At 40.3% G+C, this 22627-nt stretch carries 23 protein-coding genes and 1 riboswitch; of the genes, 6 read left to right on the top strand and 17 right to left on the bottom strand.

The annotated features are described in order from the left end of the window. Window positions 1-20: 20 nt before the first annotated feature. The 7 genes from JI665_RS04500 to JI665_RS04475 all read right to left on the bottom strand — a co-directional run bounded on the left by JI665_RS04500 (window position 21) and on the right by JI665_RS04475 (window position 5819). Window positions 21-1271: an ABC transporter substrate-binding protein gene (locus JI665_RS04500; protein WP_206836788.1), complete on the bottom strand. Its 1251-nt coding sequence runs from the start codon at window positions 1269-1271 to the stop codon at window positions 21-23. Between the two features lie 217 nt (window positions 1272-1488). After that, entirely contained in the window at window positions 1489-2763 is a 1275-nt protein-coding gene (locus tag JI665_RS04495; protein WP_206836784.1) for a Gfo/Idh/MocA family protein, read from the bottom strand. A 93-nt stretch (window positions 2764-2856) separates the two neighbouring features. After that, complete coding sequence (locus tag JI665_RS04490) at window positions 2857-3906, bottom strand: LacI family DNA-binding transcriptional regulator (protein WP_206836781.1); 1050 nt, start codon at window positions 3904-3906, stop codon at window positions 2857-2859. A gap of 123 nt (window positions 3907-4029) precedes the next feature. After that, window positions 4030-4236 (bottom strand): rhodanese-like domain-containing protein, encoded by a 207-nt coding sequence (locus tag JI665_RS04485; protein WP_280516056.1) that lies wholly within the window; start codon window positions 4234-4236, stop codon window positions 4030-4032. Next, a complete protein-coding gene (locus tag JI665_RS28865; RefSeq protein WP_280516055.1) occupies window positions 4214-4345 on the bottom strand; it encodes a rhodanese-like domain-containing protein in 132 nt (43 codons plus the stop codon). The genes JI665_RS04485 and JI665_RS28865 overlap by 23 nt, the downstream gene beginning before the upstream one ends. Window positions 4346-4693: 348 nt before the next feature. Further along, on the bottom strand, window positions 4694-5344 hold the full coding sequence (locus tag JI665_RS04480; protein ID WP_206836778.1) for a YdeI/OmpD-associated family protein: 651 nt from the start codon (window positions 5342-5344) through the stop codon (window positions 4694-4696). A 22-nt stretch (window positions 5345-5366) separates the two neighbouring features. Further along, window positions 5367-5819 carry an SRPBCC family protein gene (locus JI665_RS04475; RefSeq protein ID WP_206836775.1) on the bottom strand — a complete coding sequence of 151 codons (453 nt, stop codon included), beginning with the start codon at window positions 5817-5819 and terminating at the stop codon, window positions 5367-5369. 176 nt (window positions 5820-5995) lie between these two features. On the opposite strand from JI665_RS04475, the gene JI665_RS04470 reads away from it, so the two are divergent. Continuing rightward, complete coding sequence (locus JI665_RS04470; RefSeq protein WP_206837666.1) at window positions 5996-6394, top strand: nuclear transport factor 2 family protein; 399 nt, start codon at window positions 5996-5998, stop codon at window positions 6392-6394. Between the two features lie 395 nt (window positions 6395-6789). Next, the gene (gene guaC, locus JI665_RS04465) at window positions 6790-7779 is read left to right on the top strand and encodes a GMP reductase (protein WP_206836772.1); all 990 of its coding nucleotides are present in this window, start codon (window positions 6790-6792) and stop codon (window positions 7777-7779) included. A 182-nt stretch (window positions 7780-7961) separates the two neighbouring features. Here guaC and JI665_RS04460 read toward each other — a convergent pair whose 3' ends face one another. Both JI665_RS04460 and JI665_RS04455 read right to left on the bottom strand, forming a co-directional pair. Beyond that, a complete protein-coding gene (locus tag JI665_RS04460) occupies window positions 7962-8138 on the bottom strand; it encodes a hypothetical protein (protein ID WP_206837719.1) in 177 nt (58 codons plus the stop codon). Between the two features lie 140 nt (window positions 8139-8278). Next, a complete protein-coding gene (locus tag JI665_RS04455) occupies window positions 8279-8728 on the bottom strand; it encodes a GNAT family N-acetyltransferase (protein ID WP_206836771.1) in 450 nt (149 codons plus the stop codon). Window positions 8729-8957: 229 nt separating this feature from the next. Here JI665_RS04455 and JI665_RS04450 point away from each other — a divergent pair, with 229 nt between their 5' ends. The 3 genes from JI665_RS04450 to JI665_RS04440 are packed head-to-tail and all read left to right on the top strand — an operon-like array spanning window position 8958 to window position 10017. Further along, window positions 8958-9323 carry a DUF2089 domain-containing protein gene (locus tag JI665_RS04450; RefSeq protein WP_206836768.1) on the top strand — a complete coding sequence of 122 codons (366 nt, stop codon included), beginning with the start codon at window positions 8958-8960 and terminating at the stop codon, window positions 9321-9323. 13 nt (window positions 9324-9336) lie between these two features. Then, window positions 9337-9726 carry an SHOCT-like domain-containing protein gene (locus tag JI665_RS04445; RefSeq protein ID WP_206836766.1) on the top strand — a complete coding sequence of 130 codons (390 nt, stop codon included), beginning with the start codon at window positions 9337-9339 and terminating at the stop codon, window positions 9724-9726. A 9-nt stretch (window positions 9727-9735) separates the two neighbouring features. Then, window positions 9736-10017 carry a hypothetical protein gene (locus JI665_RS04440; RefSeq protein WP_206836763.1) on the top strand — a complete coding sequence of 94 codons (282 nt, stop codon included), beginning with the start codon at window positions 9736-9738 and terminating at the stop codon, window positions 10015-10017. Between the two features lie 126 nt (window positions 10018-10143). On the opposite strand, the gene JI665_RS04435 is transcribed toward JI665_RS04440, so the two are convergent. Beyond that, complete coding sequence (locus JI665_RS04435) at window positions 10144-11334, bottom strand: PLP-dependent aminotransferase family protein (protein WP_206836761.1); 1191 nt, start codon at window positions 11332-11334, stop codon at window positions 10144-10146. Window positions 11335-11404: 70 nt separating this feature from the next. Continuing rightward, entirely contained in the window at window positions 11405-11977 is a 573-nt protein-coding gene (locus JI665_RS04430; protein WP_206836759.1) for a GNAT family N-acetyltransferase, read from the bottom strand. A gap of 92 nt (window positions 11978-12069) precedes the next feature. Here JI665_RS04430 and JI665_RS04425 point away from each other — a divergent pair, with 92 nt between their 5' ends. Beyond that, window positions 12070-13440 carry a PLP-dependent aminotransferase family protein gene (locus JI665_RS04425; protein ID WP_206836756.1) on the top strand — a complete coding sequence of 457 codons (1371 nt, stop codon included), beginning with the start codon at window positions 12070-12072 and terminating at the stop codon, window positions 13438-13440. Between the two features lie 28 nt (window positions 13441-13468). On the opposite strand, the gene JI665_RS04420 is transcribed toward JI665_RS04425, so the two are convergent. The 6 genes from JI665_RS04420 to JI665_RS04395 form a co-directional block, all read right to left on the bottom strand. Next, window positions 13469-13849, bottom strand: coding sequence for a PH domain-containing protein (locus JI665_RS04420; protein WP_206836753.1), 381 nt, complete (start codon window positions 13847-13849; stop codon window positions 13469-13471). 39 nt (window positions 13850-13888) lie between these two features. After that, window positions 13889-14467: an O-methyltransferase gene (locus JI665_RS04415; protein WP_206836750.1), complete on the bottom strand. Its 579-nt coding sequence runs from the start codon at window positions 14465-14467 to the stop codon at window positions 13889-13891. A 93-nt stretch (window positions 14468-14560) separates the two neighbouring features. Further along, a riboswitch (SAM riboswitch) is annotated at window positions 14561-14667 on the bottom strand. A gap of 75 nt (window positions 14668-14742) precedes the next feature. Next, window positions 14743-19203 (bottom strand): hypothetical protein, encoded by a 4461-nt coding sequence (locus tag JI665_RS04410; protein ID WP_206836747.1) that lies wholly within the window; start codon window positions 19201-19203, stop codon window positions 14743-14745. After that, window positions 19181-19927 carry a DUF6063 family protein gene (locus tag JI665_RS04405; protein WP_206836744.1) on the bottom strand — a complete coding sequence of 249 codons (747 nt, stop codon included), beginning with the start codon at window positions 19925-19927 and terminating at the stop codon, window positions 19181-19183. The genes JI665_RS04410 and JI665_RS04405 overlap by 23 nt, the downstream gene beginning before the upstream one ends. Further along, window positions 19927-21438: a hypothetical protein gene (locus JI665_RS04400; protein WP_244671073.1), complete on the bottom strand. Its 1512-nt coding sequence runs from the start codon at window positions 21436-21438 to the stop codon at window positions 19927-19929. Before JI665_RS04400 ends, JI665_RS04405 begins: the two co-directional genes overlap by 1 nt. Further along, window positions 21429-22502, bottom strand: coding sequence for a Wadjet anti-phage system protein JetD domain-containing protein (locus JI665_RS04395; protein ID WP_312886130.1), 1074 nt, complete (start codon window positions 22500-22502; stop codon window positions 21429-21431). Before JI665_RS04395 ends, JI665_RS04400 begins: the two co-directional genes overlap by 10 nt. Between the last annotated feature and the right edge of the window lie 125 nt (window positions 22503-22627).

Genomic DNA, 22627 nt, shown 5'->3' with positions numbered 1-22627 from the left:
TCCTTCTCTTCAATTAGTAGTTACTTGGACAATGCCTCATTTGCTTTCTTTGTCAGCTCTTCTGCTGCTTCTTCAATACTTATTTCCTCACTCCAGGCCTTTTTAAGTACATCTGTTTCGTACTGCCAGATTTCCCCTGTGTTTTCCACACTTGGCAGAGGCACTGAATATTCGGCTCCATCAATAAATGCCTGAAGGTTTATATTAGGGACTGATTCTTTCCATGCATCCTGTGTACCATTAAATGCCGGAATGACGGTTCCCGTTTTGGCAAAGACTTCTGCTGCTTCTTTGGAACCAAGGAATTGAACAAACTTCCAAGCTTCTTCTTTATGTTTTGTATTCGAAGATATTACATTGGAAAGCCCGTGAATAGAAACGGCACGTTTTTTCCCTTGTGGAACCACCGCTACATCTAAATCGGGATTTTTCTTATATTCAGGAACCATCCAAGGACCATCAAACATCATCGCTATCTTTCCAGATGAGAATAATTCAGAAGCAGCCGTTTCGGTCATCTGCGCTTGTGTTGGAGAGAGTCCTTCTTTAATAAAGCTGACATTGTATTCTAATGCCTCGATTGCTTCAGGTTTGTCGAACCCTGCGGACTTGCCATCCTCAGAAATGATATAGCCGCCATTCTGCCAGATGAAATCATAATATCCGCCTTGATTGCCCATTAATGCCGCATAGCCCCAAATTCCTTTATCTTTGTCAGTCAGCTGTTTCGCAGCTTCCTTCAATTTTTCCCAATCCCATGTTTCATCCGGGTAGGATACTCCGGCTTCATCAAAGATTTTCTTGTTATACCATAGCCCAGTTGTATCGTAATCTTTTGGAATCCCATAAATATCTCCATCTACCGTGTACAGATCAATCAATGATTCCGGATAATTTTCTAAGCTATAATTGTCCTTTTCCGCCATTTCACTTAATGGAAGAATGACCTTCCCTTCTGCATACTGAACAACGTGTGCTCCATTCATCCATAGAACATCTGGCAAAGCACCGCCCGTTGCCGCTGTTTCAAGCTTTTGAAAGTATTGGCCATAAGGTGTGATTTCTGTTTTCACTTGAATGTCCGGATATTTTTCATTAAATAACTTAATAATTTCTTCAATCGCAGGAACCTGCTTTTTATCCCAGAATCCATACGTAATTTCAACCTTGCCATCTTTTCCTCCGCCGGATGCTGCATCATTATCACTGCAGCCTGATAGGCCAATCACACCTAATACAACGGTTAATAGCATGATGATCCATTTCTTCATCCCATTTCCCTTCTTTCCTAAAGTTTTTTGTTTGCCTAACTCAAAACATAAGGGGTTTATCTCTAGATGAATAAAAATGTTATGGACGAAAGTTATTTATAACGTTTACCACCTCCTTGGATAACGTTTTCCAAACACTCAGGTTTCTGCATTAAGATATCATCTTAACTGGCTAAATATATTGCAACACTGCTTAAAGAGCTGTGTTTACAATCTTTTAAACTTGAATATTCCCAACTAAACCATGATAATATTCATCTATATTGATAGATTGACCCTGGTTTAACCGTGACTCTTCCGCCGCAAATGCCATTAGATGACTTCTTACAGATGCGGAAACAGAAGAAACACTGTCCTCTTTATTGCCATTCCGGACTTCTTCCAGGAATAGTCTCATAATTCCGCGGTCTCCACCGCCATGCCCGCCTACTGGCTGATCAAAATGAATCACTGTTTCCTGCCTGGTTAGGAAATCAAAAATTGAGATTTTATTCTCTTCCATGTTTCCGCGAATTTCACCTTTGGTTCCCATTATTTGAACGATTCGAGTTTGTTCTCTTGTAAAACCGCACATGCTGAAGGCAGCGGTTGCTCCTCCCTCAAATTCCATATTGACAACCTGATGGTCGACGACATTATTATCTGAACGATATACACACTTTCCATAAGGCGTTCTATTCAAGGCTTCAATTATGCCTTCATTGGTATAATCTTCTGTAAATTTTTTTGCCCAGCCTCTTCCTTCACCGAGGTAATACCGTCCTGCATGGAATGGACACTCAAGCTCGGCAGGACATCCATCCAAGCATCGCAGCGGGCCTCCTTCCGGGGCATTTTCTGCTTTAAAATGCATCAGGGATCCATACGAACTTAGTCTTTTACATGGTTTTCCGAGTACATATGAAATGATATCCATGTCATGACAGGACTTTTGGAGAATCATTGGACTTGATTTTTCTTTGTTTTTCCAATTGCCTCTTACAAAGCTGTGTGACATATGCATAACTTCAACATTTTCATTTAATTGAAGAGATACAACATCACCGATCTCCCCTTGGGAAATTACCTTTTTTATTGCTTTCCAAAAATCGGTATACCTGAGCACATGGCAGATGGTCAGCTGACGGTTATATGTTTTGGCTTGCTGTTCCATTAATATACATTCTAAGGGGTCAGGTGACATTGGTTTTTCCAGGAGGACATGATACCCTTGCTCTAAAGCTCTCATGGTCACTTTGAAGTGGTTTCTATCCAGTGTACAGATAATGGCAATATCAGCAATTTGTTTGTCCAGCTGTGAGATCTCTTCCCATGATTCATAGCAATTTTCATTTGGAATTTGATGTTCTTGCTGTATTCTCCCTCTCCTTTCCTTATTCGGTTCTGCAACAGCAATAATTTTTAATTCATGCGGATAATCCAGAGCATATGGTGCATATGCTCTCGCCCCTCTGTCTCCAGCTCCTATAAGGATCGCTGTCATTGTCTTCATGTATATTTCTCCTCTCTATTTAGCCGTATAAACCCCGGAAAATTTCCGTAATTTATCCAAACGTTTTCCAAACGTTTTCAAAAAAAGAACCGCTTAGGTCCGTTTTTTAGAAGATGATTCACGAATAACTAAATCAAATGGTAAAATAATTTTGATTGGCAAAACCACTTTTTCCTCTACCATTTCCATAATCGTTTTCGCGGCCATTTTTCCCATTTCATATTTGGGGATTTCTACTGTTGAAAGCGGCGGTGATGAATATTTCCCCATTTCAATATTATCCACTCCAAAGAATGCAATATCTTCTGGAATTCTCAGCTGATTTTCTATAACTGCTCTCATTGCAGCCAGAGCCATTAAATCACTTGCACAAACCATAGCTGTCGGCAAATCTCCCGAACTGCTTTTAATGAGCTGGTTCATTCCCTCATAACTGTTTTCCATTTTCCATCTGGTATTGATAACCCATTCATCTCGAATAGAAAGGTCTGCATCTTTCATAGCAGATTGATAACCTTTAAATCGTAATTCTTCATTTAAGTCCTGGTAAGCTTCATTAATTCCCCCGCCGATAAACCCAATATCACGATGACCCTGATTCACTAAATGCTGTACAACTTTTTCCAATGCGGCCACACGGTTATAATCTATAATCGCAATATCTTTATCGGAATAGTAGAAGTCAAGCCCCACAACAGGAATCGTTTGCTGTATGTAATCAATTAGGCTCTCATCAATACTGTCGATCAGCAGAAGTCCTTCAATCCCGAGATCATGAATGGTCTTGAGAAGAAGTGCTTCATTTTCAATCTCATCCTTAGTGATACTTATTAATGTATAATCATTTTCTGTTAAAGTATCACGAATACCTGTATAGATATTGGAAAAATATGGATTTATTTCAGCCTGTGTAGGATTGGCAACCCAGCCAATTTTCATTGTCCTGGCATCACTTTTATTCTGTCTGTTGCTAACCAGATTTCTTGCATGCTGATTGGGTGTATACCCCAGCTCCTTGACAGCCTGCCAGATTTTATTTCTCGTTTCCTGGTTAACATTCCTAGTCTGGTCATTCTGAATAACTCTGGAAACAGTAGAAATAGAAACACCAACATACTCCGCAATATCCTTTAATCTAACCACAAAACACACCTCTAGGCTGTAACTTCCCGCAGTAATCGCCGGAATTTTTTGAATTTAAATAGACTATAGCACCTGAATTTATTTTAAGTCAATAGCTTTTAACATTTATTTCGTTTTTATAAACTACTTCCAGGCAGTAATCCCACCCTCTAAAACAGTAGCATTAAATTCTTTTTCAGAAAGGATGGCTGCACACCTTGCCGCGGAATTCCCTGTTGTGCAGGCTACAATTATTTCTTTCCCCTTTGGCAATGAATCAGTTTCAGCTTCAAAAGTGTGATTTAAGATGTGTGTTTTTGGTATATTTTTAGCTTTCGATATTAGAACCATCTAAATGATACGCTTTGTATTTTTCCTCTGCACGTACGTCTAATAAGGTGACATTCTCTTGCTTCATTTTTTCATATAATTCCTTTGGAGTAATTTTGTTAAGTGCCATTGTGATCCGCTCCTTTTTTTCTTAACTCTAAATTTATATACCTCAAATTAAAATATCTCTCATTTTTCATAGAATCAAGACATGCTATCCATGCTGTAAAAAAAAATTACTGCATAGACAGATGTCTTTTTTTAACCGCATCAAATCCAGCATTAAATTCACATAGCACAGCTCTCCGGGAATTCCCAAAACGTGAACATACGGGCAATGAAACGATCTGCTATGGGTATGCATACAAATTTACTTCTGATGATAAACTAAAAGTAATTATAGGTGAATTAAATATTTTTATAGTTTAAAGAAGTTCCTGTCCCCTAATTACTAAAGTAACCTGGGGCAGGAACCATATTATTTCTTCTTCTGCCTAAACAAATCTGCCGATTTATACCCTTGTGATAAAATATCGACCATTTGTGCTTCGCGTTTCTCACGGGTTTTCTGCTGTTTAACAGAAAAGATGTAGCGGGCCCAATCCTTTTGGTAACCTGGGGTTAGTTCCTGATAAAATTTCAATTCATTTGGATGATCTGCTAAGATCTCTTCAATATCATTCACGTTATTTTCATAATCAGCCACACATTGACTAGGAGCGGATGATTTTTTCTCCTTCTTCTTTTCACGCTTTAATCCAACAACAGTAAAGACATCATCCATGCTCACCATCCGCGAGAATTTCACATCGCTATTTTCCACATACCCATCTTCTCCCACTTTCATCGCCGGAAAAATATCATCCCTATGAACGTATGTATCATACCGTTTATTTCCTTTTTTAGGATAAGCGAAAAATAAATATCCTTTTTCGAGCAGCTGCTCCTCATCGATCACTTTTCGGGTAAACTCTGTCATTTCATCAATGGTTTCAACAAAGATGAAGATTGCATCATGCTCACCTGATAAAGTGGTTTTGTATTCATTAAATACAGCAAAGTCAATTGGCTGGTTGAGCACAGCCAAATTATTATATTTATTAAGCTTTAATTTATCAATGATTGACATAACATACTGCTCCTTTTAATTTTCACTTTTCTAAATAGTTTATTAAAGCATCCAAATCTTTCGCACAGGCTTTCTTAAAGGCTCCAGCCATCATCTTTCCAAACAATTTTGAAAAGCCTGTGAGTCCCTTAATCTCACCAAGTAAAGTAACTTCTGAAGCATCATCTGCTGAAACGATTATGTATGTAAATAAAAATTCTCCTTTGCCTGTTGTTCCTTTGGTTCCATCACAGCGCAGTACAATTTTATTGGGCTCATCGAGTTCGACAACTTCAAAATGTTCAGCAGCTTCTTTTCCAAACATTTTCCTTGTCTCTTTCCACTGACTCCCCACTTTTAATGGCCCGCTCTCCTCCCGCTCTATTCCAACTAGACCATTCATCCAGTCCTTTGCCGAATCAAGATCGATTAAAGCTTTGTAGGCATTTTGTGCAGATACCTGAATGGATCTTTTCACTTCAAAATGGATACTCAAGCTAACTGCCTCCTTTATAACTTTTTTCTAAAATATATCACAAATTAATAAAGTGCTCACTCTAAATTAAAATAAGTTAACGAATCGAGATTCTCCTTATCGCAACATATTGTCATTAGGATATCTATAACTTATACTTCAATTAAATTCATTAATGAGATGAGAGGATGATACAAATGAGTACAGAGCAGCAATCAACGTCAAACCTATCACTGAAAGAAAAAGCTGTTTCTTTTCTGCAGCTGGTAGCATCAGGCCAGGTCCGTGAAGCCTACAAGCGTTACATCAGCCCAGATTTTTCCCACCATAATCCCTATTTCCGTGGCGATGCAGAATCTCTCATGCACGCGATGGAAGAGAATGCAGCGCAAAACCCCAGCAAATTACTTGAAGTCAAACTCGCAATCCATGAAAATGAAACCGTTGCCGTTCATTCCCACGTGAAGCAAAACCCCGAGGACCTCGGTGGAGCAGTAGTACATATCTTTCGGTTTCAAAACGGCAAGATTGCTGAACTGTGGGATGTAGGACAGCCCATACCAGATGAATCGCCTAATGAGAATGGGATGTTTTAACATAATTAAAAATGCCTACTGCTCCTGCAGCAATGTATGAAGGATCCTCATCTGTCCTGCTATCGCTATCTCAAGGCCCCTATAGTTGAAATACTGGGGGAATAGCCAAAGCGATAATTGTCTTATAATTCATGTTAGTAAGAGGGAAAGTTTTTATTGCATTATCACTTTTATGCGTTTTTACTTTAATAAGTTGAAATAATAAACAGAATTGTATAAAATTAAAGTGGTCGAACCCTCACAATTCGACCCCCTATTATCCATTGAGCTTAGGAATTTTCTAAGCTCTTTTTTAATGATGCTTCCCTGCCAGCCTGTATAAGATCGACTGAAACTGAAAAACCTATCCTTGCAATGGCCGTACGTATTCAGCTTCGTTCAATAGGAGGATTACAATGGAAAATGTATTCGATTATGAAGATATTCAATTAATTCCCGCAAAAAGTATCGTCAATAGCCGATCTGAATGTGATACAACGGTCTTCCTGGGGGACCGTGCTTTTAAACTGCCAGTGGTGCCTGCCAACATGCAGACGATTGTAGATGAGAAAATTGCCATATATTTAGCAGAGAACGGGTATTTCTATATCATGCATCGATTCGAACCAGAGAAGCGAATATCTTTTATGAAAGATATGAAGGCACGCGGATTATACTCTTCGATCAGTGTTGGCGTCAAAGAAGGCGAGTATGAGTTTATACAGCAAATAGCTGATGAAGAGCTGTCACCGGAATACATTACTATTGATATTGCTCATGGCCATTCCAATGCTGTCATCCAAATGATTCAGCATATTAAGAAAAACCTTCCTCAAAGCTTTGTGATTGCCGGCAATGTCGGAACTCCGGAAGCAGTCAGAGAATTAGAGAATGCTGGTGCTGATGCCACAAAAGTTGGTATTGGGCCTGGCAAGGTTTGCATCACAAAAATCAAGACAGGATTCGGAACGGGCGGCTGGCAATTAGCTGCACTTCGCTGGTGTGCAAAGGCAGCAAGCAAACCGATCATTGCAGATGGAGGTCTTCGCACCCATGGTGACATTGCTAAATCAATTCGATTTGGTGCAACCATGGTGATGATTGGTTCCTTGTTTGCAGGACATGAGGAGTCACCTGGTAAAACCATTGAGAATGAGAAAGACGGAAAGCTCTATAAAGAATACTTCGGCTCAGCCTCTGAATTTCAAAAAGGCGAAAAGAAAAATGTTGAAGGCAAAAGAATTTTAGTAGAGCACAAAGGATCATTAGCAGATACGCTAAAAGAAATGGAGCAGGATCTCCAGTCCTCCATTTCTTACGCTGGCGGCAACAAGCTGGATGCCATCCGTCATGTTGATTATGTTATTGTAAAAAATTCGATCTTTAATGGTGACCGGGCTTTTTAACCCGCCCATGTGACTTTCTAATCTTTGCGAAACATTCCTCCAATTAATAAAACCACAGAAGATGTCAGCACTTTCCCATCAGGAAGGCATCTTCTGTGGTTTCATCATTACCTTTTAAATTGGAAAAACACTTACGAAGAACTCCAATTTTAAAAAGCAGATATCTTATGTACACCTTGAGGTTAAGATCCCATAGACTGCTCTACTGCATTTTCCCAGCTCGGAAAATAATACAATGCATTTTTCATTAGCTCTGGATTTGATTTTTTTACTTGCTTCTTTCGGGGCGGCTGCCCTTCTTTTTCCAACAGTTCTGAGATCCCGGTCAATACTTCTTCAACACTCATGCTTGTTTCCACATCATTCCTCCTTTTTGAATTCAACTATATAATTTCCATTTAACGAAAAATTATTCAGCCTTCCTTCATTATTATTATTCAGTATTAAACTGGTATTCTAGCTGGTCCAAAAATCACGCCAGTTTAATAAAGCTATCAAATTAAAAAATTAATTTCATCCCTTCATGACTCGCAAAAAACCCCAGCCTATTATAAAAACGATGTGCATCATCACGCTGCTTGTCTGTTGTCAATTGGACAAGGCCACACCCCTCAGACTTCGCTATTGCAATCGCTTCTTTAAACAAGGCTTCTCCTACCCTTTTACCACGGTGGCGCTGATCAACACGCACACCTTCAATTTGTGCACGTTTCATCCCTTGTCGCGCTAAACCAGGAATGATTGTTAACTGAAGGCAGCCAATCACCGACTGACCGTCTACAGCTAAAATGATCTGATTTCCCGACTGTACTTCTATTGCCTTAAATGCTTTATAATAACAATCCGGCAGAGGTTCTTCATACCTCTCACGCTTTGCTCCTAATTCATCATCGGCAAGCAAGCGGACAATAGCTTGTAAATCTTCTTCATTAGCTTTTCGAAAATGCATTGAAAATCACTCCTTCAGCACGAAAAATATTTAAATACATCACTGATTATTTTCTATTAATATTTTATTTTCCCTTTATTAGGCTCTTTTCACAAAACATCTGCACCACCGCCTAACAATCAATAAAATTAAATACCCAATTAAAATTATTAATATTTTTAATTATAATTATTTATTTTTTTGATTCATTGTTATATAATCAAGTCAAATAAAAGGAAGGATTTTCATTATGGCTTATAAATTAATAACTGATTGTCCTGTCTGCAGTAAAACATTGAAAATTACGAAGCTGCAGTGCTCTCATTGTCACACGACCATTGAAAATGAGTTTGAATTATCTAAGCTGGCATCATTATCAAAGGATCAGCTTCATTTTGTGGAAGTATTCTTAACATGCAGAGGAAATATCAAAGAAGTTGAAAAGGAACTGGGTATTTCGTATCCTACGGTACGAGGCAAGCTAACAGACATCATTTCATCCCTCGGATATGTGCAGAAAAAGAAGAATGAAGCAGACGAGAAAAAAATTGTCACCATGTTGGAAAATGGCGAGATCACACCAGAAGAAGCCATAAAGCTTTTAAAAGAGGAATAGGGAGGAAGTTATCATGAAAGAGGAAATTTCAAGAGTGCTAACGATGGTTCAAGAAGGGAAAATTGATGCCGATAAGGGATCAGAACTGATCCAGGTATTAAAAGAGAAAGAAGAAACGGGTAATAAGCTGGCAGTGAAAACGGCTAAATATTTAGATAAAACTTTAAAAATTCGTGTTGTATCCGCCGAAGATGATAACGTTACGGTCAATTTGCCAATAAAACTTGTCAAGGCAGTATTAATGGCTGGACACAGCATCGCAGCTAGTATCCCCCAATCAGAAAAATACGTTAAAGATATAGACATAAGCCTTATTATAGAAGCAATCGAAAACGAATTAGATGGCCAAATTGTTGATATTAAATCGGCAAACGGGGATACCGTTTCTGTCATCATCGATTAGTGAATGCCTATGCTGCAAGTAAAAGTGAAAGCAAAAGACGTTCGGTTAACCATCCCAATTCCATGTGCAATTTTAAACATTGCCATTTCAATTTTTTGTTCGAAAATGTTTCATCAAAATGTAAACAAATGGACAAAAGAGCACTTCGAAAGAAAAGAACTGGACTTTACCTTTCCATTAATAGATAAAGAAGCGCTCAAGCCTATTGTCAAGGAACTGAAAAATCAAAAGGGGATCGTGATAGTAGATGTCAAAGCTAAGGACGGTTCTGAGGTTCATGTAAGACTTTAATTTATTTATATCTATCACTATTCGGCATTTAAAGAAAAAGCCTAATTTCTGGCTTACAAAACCAAGAAAATTAGGCCTTTGTTTCCTTTATTCCTCTTCATTTTTAAAAGTTCCATAGAAATACATTTAAAGATAGGCCTCTGCGACTTTTCCCAGCCTGCGAATCCCCTCTGTTATTTCCTTCTCATCCGCATAACTGAAGGAAAGGCGCAGAAATTCAGTTCCGGCTCCCTGATCTTTGAAAAAGTACTTGCCAGGAATAAAAGATACCCCCTCTGCAAGGGCAAGTGTCAGCAGTTCCGATGTATCGGCACCGGGAATCTTCATCCACACGAAATAACCCCCTTCAGGCACATACCAGGAAGCTGAATCAGGAAAGTACTGTTCCAATGCTGAGATCAGAACATTGCATTTGGACCGGTATGTATCTCTCAAGGTTACTAGTTTATTATTAAAATCCGTGTTTGCCAAATAAACAGCCATGGCAGATTGAGCAAACGGATGGTTCAGATCTTTTTTAAACCAGGCGCATGCATGGATGATTTCACTTGCTCCCGCTATCCATCCTATACGCATGCCGGGGGCCACTATCTTGGATAACGAACCGACATGCAGAACCCGGGAGCTTTGATCCATTGCTTTAAGAGTGGGGAGACTTTTATTAAATGATAATTCCCCATAAGCATCATCCTCAACTATTAGGAAATTATACTTATTGGCAAGCTCCAATACATGCTGCCGGCGCTCTTCTGTCATTGTCGTGCCTGTAGGATTTTGAAAGGTTGGGATCGTATAAAGAAAACGAGGCAGAGCGAGCCCTTTTTGCTTTCTTTCCTCTAGAATCTCTTCCAATACATCTGTTTGAAGTCCGTGCTTGTCTACAGGAATACTAATTGTATGTTTTGTGTAGTTTTGGAAAATTTCTAAAGCCTCCATATAAGTAGGAGATTCTATTGCCACGATTGACTCCTCATCAAGGAGAATGCGGGCAATCAAATCGATCGCCTGGCATGCACCCGAAGTGATCAAAAGCTCTTTTTCAGCAACAGATATTCCCCGCTCTTTCAATCTCATTAAAACCTGTTCCTTGAGTTTTATTATTTTGGGACTTCCTATATAATGGAGCGGCAAATCATGCTCTTCCTCTAATAGACTGTTAACAGCTGCCTTTACCTCTTCATCAGGCATAAGGGAAGGAGCTGGATAGCCGCAATGCAGGCGTATACACTCATCTGGAATCTCCGGAATCCACTCCCCAGGGGGATTATTCTGAAGTGCTAATTTGATGTTGTCAGGAAAAAAAGAAGCGGCATTCACTTGAATCCACACCCTTCCAGCAGTTTTATTTATTCATTATAAACCTCTTGCAAGAGATGCTCCACAAAAACTATAAAAGCAAGTGCTCCTGAAAATGTCTTTTTACCTTTACCCAATCTTCCTTTATGACACTATACAGGACAGTATGACGAATAGTCCCCTCTTTTCGTATCATATGATTTCGAAGAACGCCCTCTTTTACCGCACCGATTCGTTCTATCGCTTTCTGTGAGCGGACATTTTCATGTCCGGTTTTGATTTGGACGCGATTAAGTGACAGTTCTTCAAAACAGTATTTTAATAATAAATATTTACAGTTTGTATTAAGATCCGTGCGCCAATAAATAGGGCTCATCCAAGTGGAGCCGATTTCAAGATGTTTATGCTGGGCTGAAATATCAAGAAACCAGGTAGCGCCAATGATTTTCCCTGATTTTTTATGGACAATGACAAAAGCAAAATCGGTGCCTCTCTCCCGTTTTTGTATGGCATCTTTGACATAATGAATGACCCTGCTTTTCTCTGTTAAATCAACAGACATATGCTCCCATATGCGTTTATCCTGAGCTGCTTCATAAATTACGTCAACATGCTCAAGCTCCATGGGAATTAACTGCACAACATTGTTTTCTAATTTTTGCATGCTATCACTCTCCTTGAATCTATTAAAGCCGAATTCTGGTATGATAAAAATAACCAAAAATGAATTTTAATATAATACCAGGGAATGATTCGATGGAAATTCAAATTCTGCTTTCGGAAAATGGAATAAAGTACAAAGAAATTTATGAACAAATTCGGCTGGCGATTTTAGATAATAAATTGTCAGCTCATGCAAGACTTCCTGCAAAGCGGCGGCTGGCTGAACAATTAAACGTAAGCATCATAACTGTTCAGATGGCTTATGAACAATTGCAGAGTGAAGGCTACTGTTATTCAGCAGAACGCAAAGGCTATTTTGTTTCTGAAATTCAGGGTGAAATGCACTTTAATCAGATTAATACAATGGACTTGGAGAAAAGAATTCAGAATGAGTTCCTCATAAATTTTAAAAATGGGCAAATTGATGCCTCTGCCTTCCCCTATAAACATTGGAACCGATTATACAGAAAAGAGCTTAATGAATCTAATGCCAGCAATGCACCGTGGCAGGGCGAATATTCTTTGCGTGTTCAAATTGCACTATACTTACAGCAAGCTAGAGGGCTGGCCTGCCAGCCGGAGCAAGTGTATATTTTCAGCGGGTTTCAGCAGCTGCTGCTAAATGTCTGTTTGTTTTTTAAACGGAGAGCCATCGGAATAGAAGATCCAGGTTTTAGTCGGGCAAGATCTGTTTTTGATCAATTACAGCTGCCTTGTTATTCGATTTCTGTGGATGAGGAAGGATGCTGTGTGCCTAATGAGCCAATAAAATTATTGTATACGACACCTGCTCATCAATACCCTACTGGTACAATTATGTCTATTGCCAGAAGGGTTGAACTGTTGAAATGGGCAATTAATCAGGATGCTTTCATTATCGAGGATGACTATGATTCTGAATTTCGCTACAAAGGGGCACCAATCCCAGCATTATCACATATGGATTCCACCGGGCGGGTACTGTATTTCGGCACCTTTTCAAAAACACTGTTGCCATCACTTCGGATCAGCTATCTGATTATGCCAGCAGCACTGCAGCAGAACTTCGAAAAATTTAATGCTTATCAAAAGTCGACTGTTTCAAGAATCGATCAGCGAGCTGCTGCAAAATTTATGGAAGAAGGACTTTATTCATCTCATATAGCAAAAATGAGAACTTTATATAGAGCTAAAAGGAGCTGTTTAATAGATAGCCTGTCAAAGCATTTAGGAGAACACTTTGACATAATTGGAGATACAGCGGGCTTGCATATCATCGTGACATTACCAGATGGATTGAATGAACCTAAAGCAATTGCTCTGGCAAAGTCGGCGGGAGTTGAAATCGATGCTGTTTCGCCTATGTATCAGCTTCACAAGCCAAATAATCATGTGATGTTTGGATATGGCGCACCATCGATGGACGAGATTGAGAGAGGAGTCCAGTTAATCGCTAAAGCATGGAAAGGTTATCTTTTAGACTAAGTCATATATTCAACTAAAAGAGCGTTTATCAAACAGGATAACGCTCTTTTGGTGAAGCGGTAAACATGCATATCTTTTCCTTAACAGCCACCATAAAATCAAACAAATTCATCCCCTGGATTTGCTGGAATTTATACAAGTCCTGCTTATAGTACATATGAATATGCTTCCCGGTGATTCCCCTTTTTTCTTCAATGGAAGTAATTTGGTTATACGCAAATTCTTCAATTATTTCCTTATTTGTTTCTGATACCGGGATTCCAATGAATAGCAGTCTTTTGTTCGTTGCCGCAAAGAAGCCTGCGTGCGGAGTTAAACAGTAATGGGCAACTAATGAACAGCTTAAACATTCAATAATGTTTTCACCTTCATTCAATACATGTTCAACCTGACTTCTAACGCTATGCATGGAACTATCCCCCTCATTTTCAGTAAATAATTTCATCTATCAAACCGCTGTCTTCACTGCAAGTATCAGCCCGGTAGACCAATCCAATTCTGTTATGTCCAGGTCAGGTCTGTCCTGCAGAGTTTTAAGAAGTTTAGTGGCTTTTATCCTAAATTCCTCAGGCAATTTCTGCTGCGGAAACACATCATGAATCACATAAAAACCGCCGATATTCAAATGATCCAGGGTTTTGTCCAGTAGCTCGAATTTCCCCGGCCATGTATCTGCAAAAATAAAATCGAAGCCTTCTGACAGGTTTTGTATAAAAGCTGCTCCGTCCTCACAGCAAAATGTGATTCTGCTGTCATTCCCGAGGTACTTTCTCGCGATCGATTGCACACTAGAATCTATATCAACGGTTGTAAGCTTACTGCCTTCATCCATCCCATCAATGATCCAGGAAGCAGACGCTCCCGTTCCTGTTCCCAGCTCCAAAAAGCTTCCTCCTGGTTTTGAGGCAGCCAGCCCCTTCAGTAAAAATCCTGTTTTTCGATCACATGACTGCCCGAAGCCGAGCACATCAGAATCCTGCAATATCCTCGAATATGCTTCCGGTACCTGTATAACACCGTTTTCCATTTTGCCATTCCTCCTCTTTATTCGTTATCAAATCATAAAAGAGCATCAAAAAAAGGCCTCTCATTATAAGAGGCCTTTACTTATCAAAACGACCTCTTATCTCCCAGAGCATCAACTCTGTTGGAATTAGCACCTTCCTGACATAATCAGGGGTTGCTGAGGCTTCGCAGGGCCAGTCCCTCCACCTCTCTGGATAAGAATTTGTATAAAATTTTATATTTTCAACCAAGTATTGCATAGTTTTTGCAAAATGGCAACACTTTAATTCTTTTAATCTAATGAACAGCTTCCTCCCCTTGATAAATCCGGAATGCCGGAATAATCGTATCCGATACAATCTCTTTCCCTTTTTCCCGGATGAAGTCCAATTTATAATACGCATCGAATCTCTGGCTGATCTCTGTTTTCACCAACTCAGGAGGAGTAACGACGATGAGTTGGAACTTCAGCTTATCTGCTACTGCGAAAATCGGGTCAAGTACATGGGCAGAAGCAGCTTGTCCGAACGGATTATCACAGACTAACGGGACCCAGCTTTGATCGGTTTCACTCTTGACCGAAAGAAGCATCATCATCATGACCATGCGGGCAGATAGCTTTTGACCGCCGCTGCCATCGGATTTAGTCTTTGAACCCTGGTTGATCGTCTGCCAGGTTGAATAATGCTCTCGCTGCGGTTTTCCGTACATGAATGCATTATCAGTACGCATATTATATACCAGCAGCTCCGGGTAACGATTCCTGAGGGAGACAAATAAAATCTGCTCATCACTGATGAGCTGTTTGATTTCCTGATCCTGCTCCAGACTATTGTCATCAATCATCTCGAATCGTTTCGTAATTTTGTTAATGGCCGAAACGAAATGCTGTTTCAGTAAAGGTTCAATATCTTCCGCTTTTTTAGGAAGGATGTCTTCTTTGAGCTGAACGAGCGGGAAAGAACCCCGTTCATTCTTCAGCTTCATTTTCGCAATCATCGAGCGAATCGCTTCTGAAATGCTCATTACCTTCATGCTCGCACGGCTGGCCCAGAAGTTCTGCGCTTTTTCTGCCCGTTCTTTATCTCGTTCCAGCTGCTCTAAGCCGCTCTGTGAAAAGCGCTTCATGTTTTGGACCACACTTTGAATATGCGCATAATGCCTGGTATCCATATGATCAAGCGTAGTTAAAACTTCATTCTTAAAGCGGATTTCCCAATCCTTTCCTTCAATATTGAGTTTTAAATTGCGCAGGGATTGTTCAATTTTTGCGTGCTTCTCCTGGCCTTCATCCTGGATACCCTGATGTTTTTCACTCCAGGAAATGATGCTTTGCTTTCCCTGGCTCTTTATTTTTTCAATATCTTCATCCGTAAAAGCTGCTGCTTCCTCTTTAAGGATTACGGATAGATGCAATTGATTGTTTTCAAACTCAGCAATGTTTTGCTCCGTCTCTTTTTTGCGCTCTTCCGTTTTCTTTATTTCTGCATTCGTCTGTTTGGTCTGGTCAGTAATTTCAATCGTCTTCACTTCCAGATCAAGTTCTTCCCATTCTTCAGGATGTTTATCATGCTTGGCCACCTTTTTAACAGTCTTATCACGCTGCGCCTTCGCATGCTTTAAAGACGTATCAGCAACTGTTACAGCTGTTCCCTGCTCTCGCTCTTCTTTCTCTGCTGCCTTTGTTTCCTTTGCAGCTGTCTGAACCATCTTTTCCAAAATACTCATTGGTTCATCCGGTACAGACGCATCCTTCCACTCTACGTTAAGAGCATGAAGTTTTTTCTCGAGCTTCTTTTGCTGTTTTTGCTCCGATTCTTTTGTCGCCTGGATCGCCAGCAATTCACTGGCTTGTACTTCTTTTGATTTTTGCAGCTGTTTAAGCTCCTCAATGCTTCCAATGGTTTCTTCCAGCATATGAGATGATAATCGCGGGACCTCTTCAGAGGCTTCTGCTTTCTCAGCGGCTGGAAAAACAGCACCATCTATAAAAAAGCTAATCTCCTTAATATTTTGCTCCGCTGATAGCTTCCATTCCAAGTACGTTTGGCTCCACTCTTCCTGCAGTTCAGCGATGGTCTGATGCTCGTTTGCAAGCTCATTCTGTACACTTTCGAAAGCTTCCTTTTGTTTCTCTTTTTCCTGCTTTACCCGTTTATTTTCCTGATGCAGCGACTTTTCATGTTTAAAGTTCTCTAATGTTTCCACATCTTTTAATAGCTTCTCAATCTTTACCTTCGTCTTTTCCAGCTGTTCTCTAAGTTCCCGCTGCCGTTCTTTTTCTTTTTCCTCCTGCACGATGATGGCCTGCAATTCCGTTTTCTTGGAAAGCATGGCTTCCTTTTCCTGAAGCAGCGCTCTTTCGATATCACCGGCAAGGTCATTGGAAAGGAAACGGTCGATTTCTTTTAAAATACGGCGGAGAGAGCTCTCCGTTTTTTCAATTTCTAGAAGTGTATCTTTCTTTTCTTCTATTTGTTTGGCAATCTTAATTTTCCAGTTCATGAACTGACTTTTATCTGTCAGCAGTTCCTTCTCCGTACCGGTGATCATCACAAAGGAATACTGCGGATTTTCGCCCGTCATGTCTTCCCGCATAAAAATCGGAACCGGGTTCTTAAACATTCTTCCGGCAAGGACCTGCTTATTCATTTTTTCCCATTGCGGCCTGCTTACCACTAAGCCATAGGGCAGGAGAGGATGAGAAAGTATGTGGCTCGCGATTTCATCCGGTTTTAAGGATTGGAGAAATTGTGAGCCGTAAAACACATCTATCCCTGTTTTCTCATCAATCCATTCCTTTAGTTCCTTCACATCATTATTCGCAATCCAGAAATGCTCATCATTCAAAGCATAATCCAGCTGCCTTTCCCAGAGCACTTTTTTAATGTCTTCCCCTTGCTCACGATTTTGAACGAGCAGCTCTTCCACCTGCAGGGCATATTTGGATAAAAGAGCATTCGTAAACTGTGCTGTGACATCATCCAGCACACCTTGCAGCTTATCGTACAGCTTCCCTTCTTTTCGCTGCTGCTCTTCACTTTTCATCTTAAACTCTTCACACTTTTCTTCAGAAAACTGAATGGATTGAGCGAGCGTTCCATGTGAAGATGCAAGCTGGTTCTGCTTATCATTGGATTGTTTCTCTTTTGCCTGCAAATCTTCGAGAGCAGATTTTTTGGTTTCTATCTGTTTGTTAAGATTTTCGATAAAGCCCTTTAAATCATAGGTTAAGCGATCACCGAATTCTTTGATAAGCTGTTCTTCTTTTGATTCAAATTCATGAATTTGGGTATAAAGAAAATCAATTTCCGTACGAAGCTGGGCAATCTTCTGGGTCTTTTGTTTATCCTGCTTAGACAGATCGTTTGCTTTTTTCTTTAAAAATTTCTGATATCCGGCATAATGCTGAACGGCTTCCCTAATAGCCGCGGAGGATTTTTCCCACTGCTGAGCCGCTTCTTTTTTGATTTCATCCATTCTTTGATTCACTTGCTCTAGGCCGCTGTTTTGCTCAAGCTTCACAATCTGCTGGGAATGCGCGCGAATGCTCTGTTCCCCTTCATGCCATTCTTTCAATAACAGCTGAAAAGCCAGCTCATCTTTTCTCTCCTGCTTTTCTTTCACCGTTTCCTGCAGAATGCTATGCTTCTTCTGCTCTTCCCCTAGTTTCTTCTCCCAATCCAGCACTTCCCTGTGAGCTTTTGCGTACTCAAGGTTATCTTTCTGAAAACGCAGTTCCACTTGCTTGCCCATTAATTTATCGTTTTCATTTTCCAGCTCAATGAGTGTTTCTTCTTCCGTTTTCTTCAAATGCTCTAAAGCACCAAGCAGCTGTCTCCCGACCTTAATGCTGTCCTCAACAATTTCTTTATGCTCGATGCCCTTTGCCAGACTCTCTTCAAATGGAAGAATATCTTCCAGGAACTCTTTATGAGCCTGCTCTCTTTTCAGCAAAACAGGCAGGTCCTTTGCAATGCTTGCCTGACTCTTAAAAATCTCCACCAGATCGTTCTTCTGATGCTCAGTCCGGTGCAGAACCTGGCTGACTGTAGGAATAATCCGCTTTTGGAACAGGGAGTGATCATCTTCAGCACCTTCAAAAAATTTTCCTACGCCTCCCTCATCCTTGTTAATGTCTTTCATAATATCCCAGTCTTTGCGGTTAATGCCGTATGTATCAAGAATGCGGTAGTGCTTCTTTGTATCACGGTAGACATCATAGCCATTCCATTTTAAATAATCCTTCAGGCCATCCGTATCAGCCAGTTCACCATCTTCATAGAGCGGAATATGTTCAAGTGATGCTTCTTCTTTCCGTTCAAACTCCCTTGTATAAAACGCAATATTCGGGACAATTTTCGCTTCCTGTTCAAGCGTTTTGCTTTCTCCGCCTTCTTCGTTCATGGAAATCCGCTGTTCTGCTGAAAACATTCCGCCCGTCACCAAATGCCTGCGGTCAGCCCCGTCGAGTTCCCATTGAATGAGAACATGAAAGGTATAAGGAATGAATTGCTCTTTATTATTAAAAAAGAATTGCTGATAATAGCGGTTGTTCTGCTTTCCCCAAGACGTGCCCGGCTTGAGAATCTGGAAGATGGTCTGCAGGAACACCCCTTTCCCGCCTCCATTCATCATGGAAATAAGGCCGTTTGTGGAGGTCTCCTCATTATGGAAGTTAAATGTTGTATCCTTGTATTGCTTTTGCATGCCATCATATTTCAGGCCGGCAATTCTAATTCGATGGATTTTCGGCATGCTGCTCCTCCTCTGCCTTCATTAGTTCCTTGAACATTTCATAACGGTCATAATCATGATACAGATATTCAATCCGCTCAAATAATTCCTGTTTAGGAATCGCCTTTGGAATATCCTCCCGATCGAGAATGACGATAAGTCCTTCTGTCTCCAAAAGACGCATGCTGCTTGCTATCAAACCGATACGCGTCCTGCGATTGGCTTTCTTAGATCCATAATCATCCGTGTCGACCTCCATGTATTTCCATGTAGTCACAACGTCCTTCATATCAATTTTTTCATCTGCTCCGAAATCCGGTTTTGCTTTAAGAATGCTATCCCAATTCATGATAACATCATTGACTTGCCGTTCCAGGGTATAGAAGCTAATCCCTTCGCGTTTCGTACGGATTTTCGCCGCCTGGCTGCGGTCGATGCTTGCCAGGAATGCCATAATGACTACGCTCATCAGGTGAAAGTGTTTCTTCGTTTCAATCTGCTTATGCCGATCTTTCATATGAGTAAAATTTGTAGCAAATACAGAGCCGGTCGGCTGCACGACGAGCTGAATCCGTTTTGGCGATTCAATGATAAAGGTGCCGGATTCGTCTGCCAATAAGAGAACCGTCTGTCTTACATCAGGATCGAAATACGCCTGAAAGTACTCGCTGTTTTCGTCGATGACCTTATCTTTTAAAAGCGTAAAATAAACCGCTGATGCTTTTTTTAGACTTTCTGCACTCATCATTTCTCCTCCTGCACACAAATTTTAAAGGGAGTGATTTTCATTTGATACCAGAGGAAGGGTTCCGCCCGATGATCAAACTCAGTATATATTTTCAAGCCTTCAAACACCTGGAACTGCGGATATTCCTGCATCAGTTTATAGAGGAGAATCTCCCGTTCATCACTTAACGTCTCTTCTTTCCGCTGCAGTACCTGGACCTTCAGCGGCTTTTTATCAAACATCATCCATAAATCAATCGTTTCTGATTCTTCAAACCATAAATCCTGTACTTCAAGCGGCAATGTCGTTAAATCAGCCAGTGAAAACTCTCCGTATGTCTGCAAATATTGAAACACATAGCTCCAGGCATTGATGACAGAATCCCAGTTCGTTACCCTCTGATGGGTAATGCTTTCCTCTTGCACTTCTTCCTCTATTACCTCTGTAAGCTGCGTTTCATCAAATTCCTGCTCTCCCCAAATCCAGTCCAAAGGCAAGATAAATTCATTCTTTGGCGAAAATAAAGGACCTAATACTTTTTCAACCCTATCGAATGAAGAAAACCCTTCTTTCATGAACCAGTTCTCATAAATATGCTCCCTGAATGAAACAAGGCTCGTTTCCCAAAACAGGGATGGGTTTTCTGCTTTCATCTTCATTTCATAGGAGATATTTTGAATCACAAGCTTGGCGAAACGGTCATGCAGCTGCCTCGTATGGCCGATCTTTTCCTGAAGAAGGATTAATTCTTTTTGAATGAGATCATCTTCCTCATTTCTTCGTTTCGTTTTCTCTATCATGCTGCTGATGGTGCGGAAGTGATTCTTCTCTTCTTCGAACTGCTTTTCAATTTCCGCACGGTTATCAGCCCTTTGCATTTCTTCTTCCATCAATAAGATTTTGGGATTGTTGATCATTTCTTTTTGAAAGGAAAATTCTTTTGCCATTAAGCGGTTGACCCGTGAAATGAGGTGATCGAGGTTTCGAGTGGCTTTGCGGAAATTACCGTTTTTTATCAGCTGCATACTATAAAGCTGTTCAATGGTGATTGAGAATTCCTCTGCCATTTCCCTGCTCATGAAGATCATCTCCTGTGAGACATCTGTGAGCTTGTAGACAATGGATCCGCCCATCTCCAGGTTCGTATATAATTCATCCATCGTCACATAGCGGAAAACCTGCGTCTCCCATGATTGCCTGATTTCATCGTAATAGAGGGCTTCAAAAGGTCTGCTGTATTCCTCTTTCCCCTGATACAGAAGCCCGCTTGTGATCCGTTCAATCTGCTTCTCATCGGCTAAAAGCTTCATTTGCTTGATTGAATCTTCAACCATATACTTGATATCCGATTTCCCCCGATGATCATCATCATTCAATTCCCGATAAAAAATGGTGAGGAGCACCTGCATCAGAATTGTTTGGATATGAGGCTTCAGCTCTCCGACTTCCATTCCTCTTCCAAGCTCAAACAGCGGATTCAATCGCTGCATCCGCTGGGCGAATCCTTCCCATGATTCGTTCACATCCATCTCCTCCATGTTTCAATTGTTAAGACTTCCTGGGGAATCCGTTTATTTTCCTTCCATAATGTCATTAAAAGTTTCTGCTCTTCCTCTGTAAACCACTGGAAGAACGCATCACGGTACTTAAGATTTTGAAGCTGACCGGATTTCTGTTCATTTCTTTGATCCAGACATTCAAGCATTTTACGATAAATCTTTAATGCAGGCTGAATGCAGCAAAGCGGATATTTTTCAATCAGCCGGGAAATGATCCCGTAACCTGCTGCATCAAGATCTCCTGCATAGTAGAAGAGATACGATTTTGCCGGGAAAATTTTAAAGAAAAACGAAAAGCTCCGTTCAATTTTCGTGCCTTCCCCATAAATGATGAGTTCCGGCTCATAATCAAGCAGTTCACTTTCCAATAATTGAATGGAAGTATGAAAGAATGATAGTTTCTCGACAATCAGCACTCTCTGAATTTCTTTCATTTCTTTTCCCTGCTTCATCCAAAATACAAAAGGCTCCCCGTATTTCACAACTTTAAGCTGTTCTTCAGATATTCCAATGCGCGCTAAAAAGCCTTTTCCATCAGGAAAACTAATCCCGTCCTGCAGGAATTTTTCATGGCCGAACAGTTCCAGGCTTCTTTCCTCGAGTGAAACGATTTCCCGTTCATTGCTGGATTGGAGAAAACCATATAAACTCTGAATACGGCTCCACTCCTCTTTCGTCTGCCATTCCGGGTGCCGTTCATAAAATGAAAAATCGAACTGATCACTCAGCTTCATCATCCCGAGCCGATCCCATTTGTCGGCTTGAGCCTTCACATTAACCCAGTAATATAAAGGCAAAGACGGTGTTTTCCCATTGTATTGATTATTATGTATAGGAGTCAGCTGCCCATCAATTTGCAATGATTCTATGGCTTCATAAAACTGCGAATAACCATCCATTTCATAGTAATCATCCAGCAATTTTCGCAGCTGAAATTCTAAATCGTTTATGTTTAACTTCTTCTTTTGCTTCGGGTGCTGAATATCTTCAATGAAACTTCTCACCCTAGTTTCGATGATGTTGATTTTTTTCACCTTCTTAAACATCTTGGGGTCAGTAGAGACCTCTATTATCCATAAGGACATCATTTTTATTATAAACTAGTTGAAGAATTGATGGTAATTTTGATTTTTAAAATTGATGAAGTAAATGGCCTAAG

The sequence above is a fragment of the Bacillus sp. NTK034 genome (genome assembly GCF_017303275.1).
Lineage (GTDB): Bacteria > Bacillota > Bacilli > Bacillales > Cytobacillaceae > Cytobacillus.
Note: the sequence above shows the minus strand (reverse complement) of the source record. Positions and strands in the feature narration are given on the sequence as shown.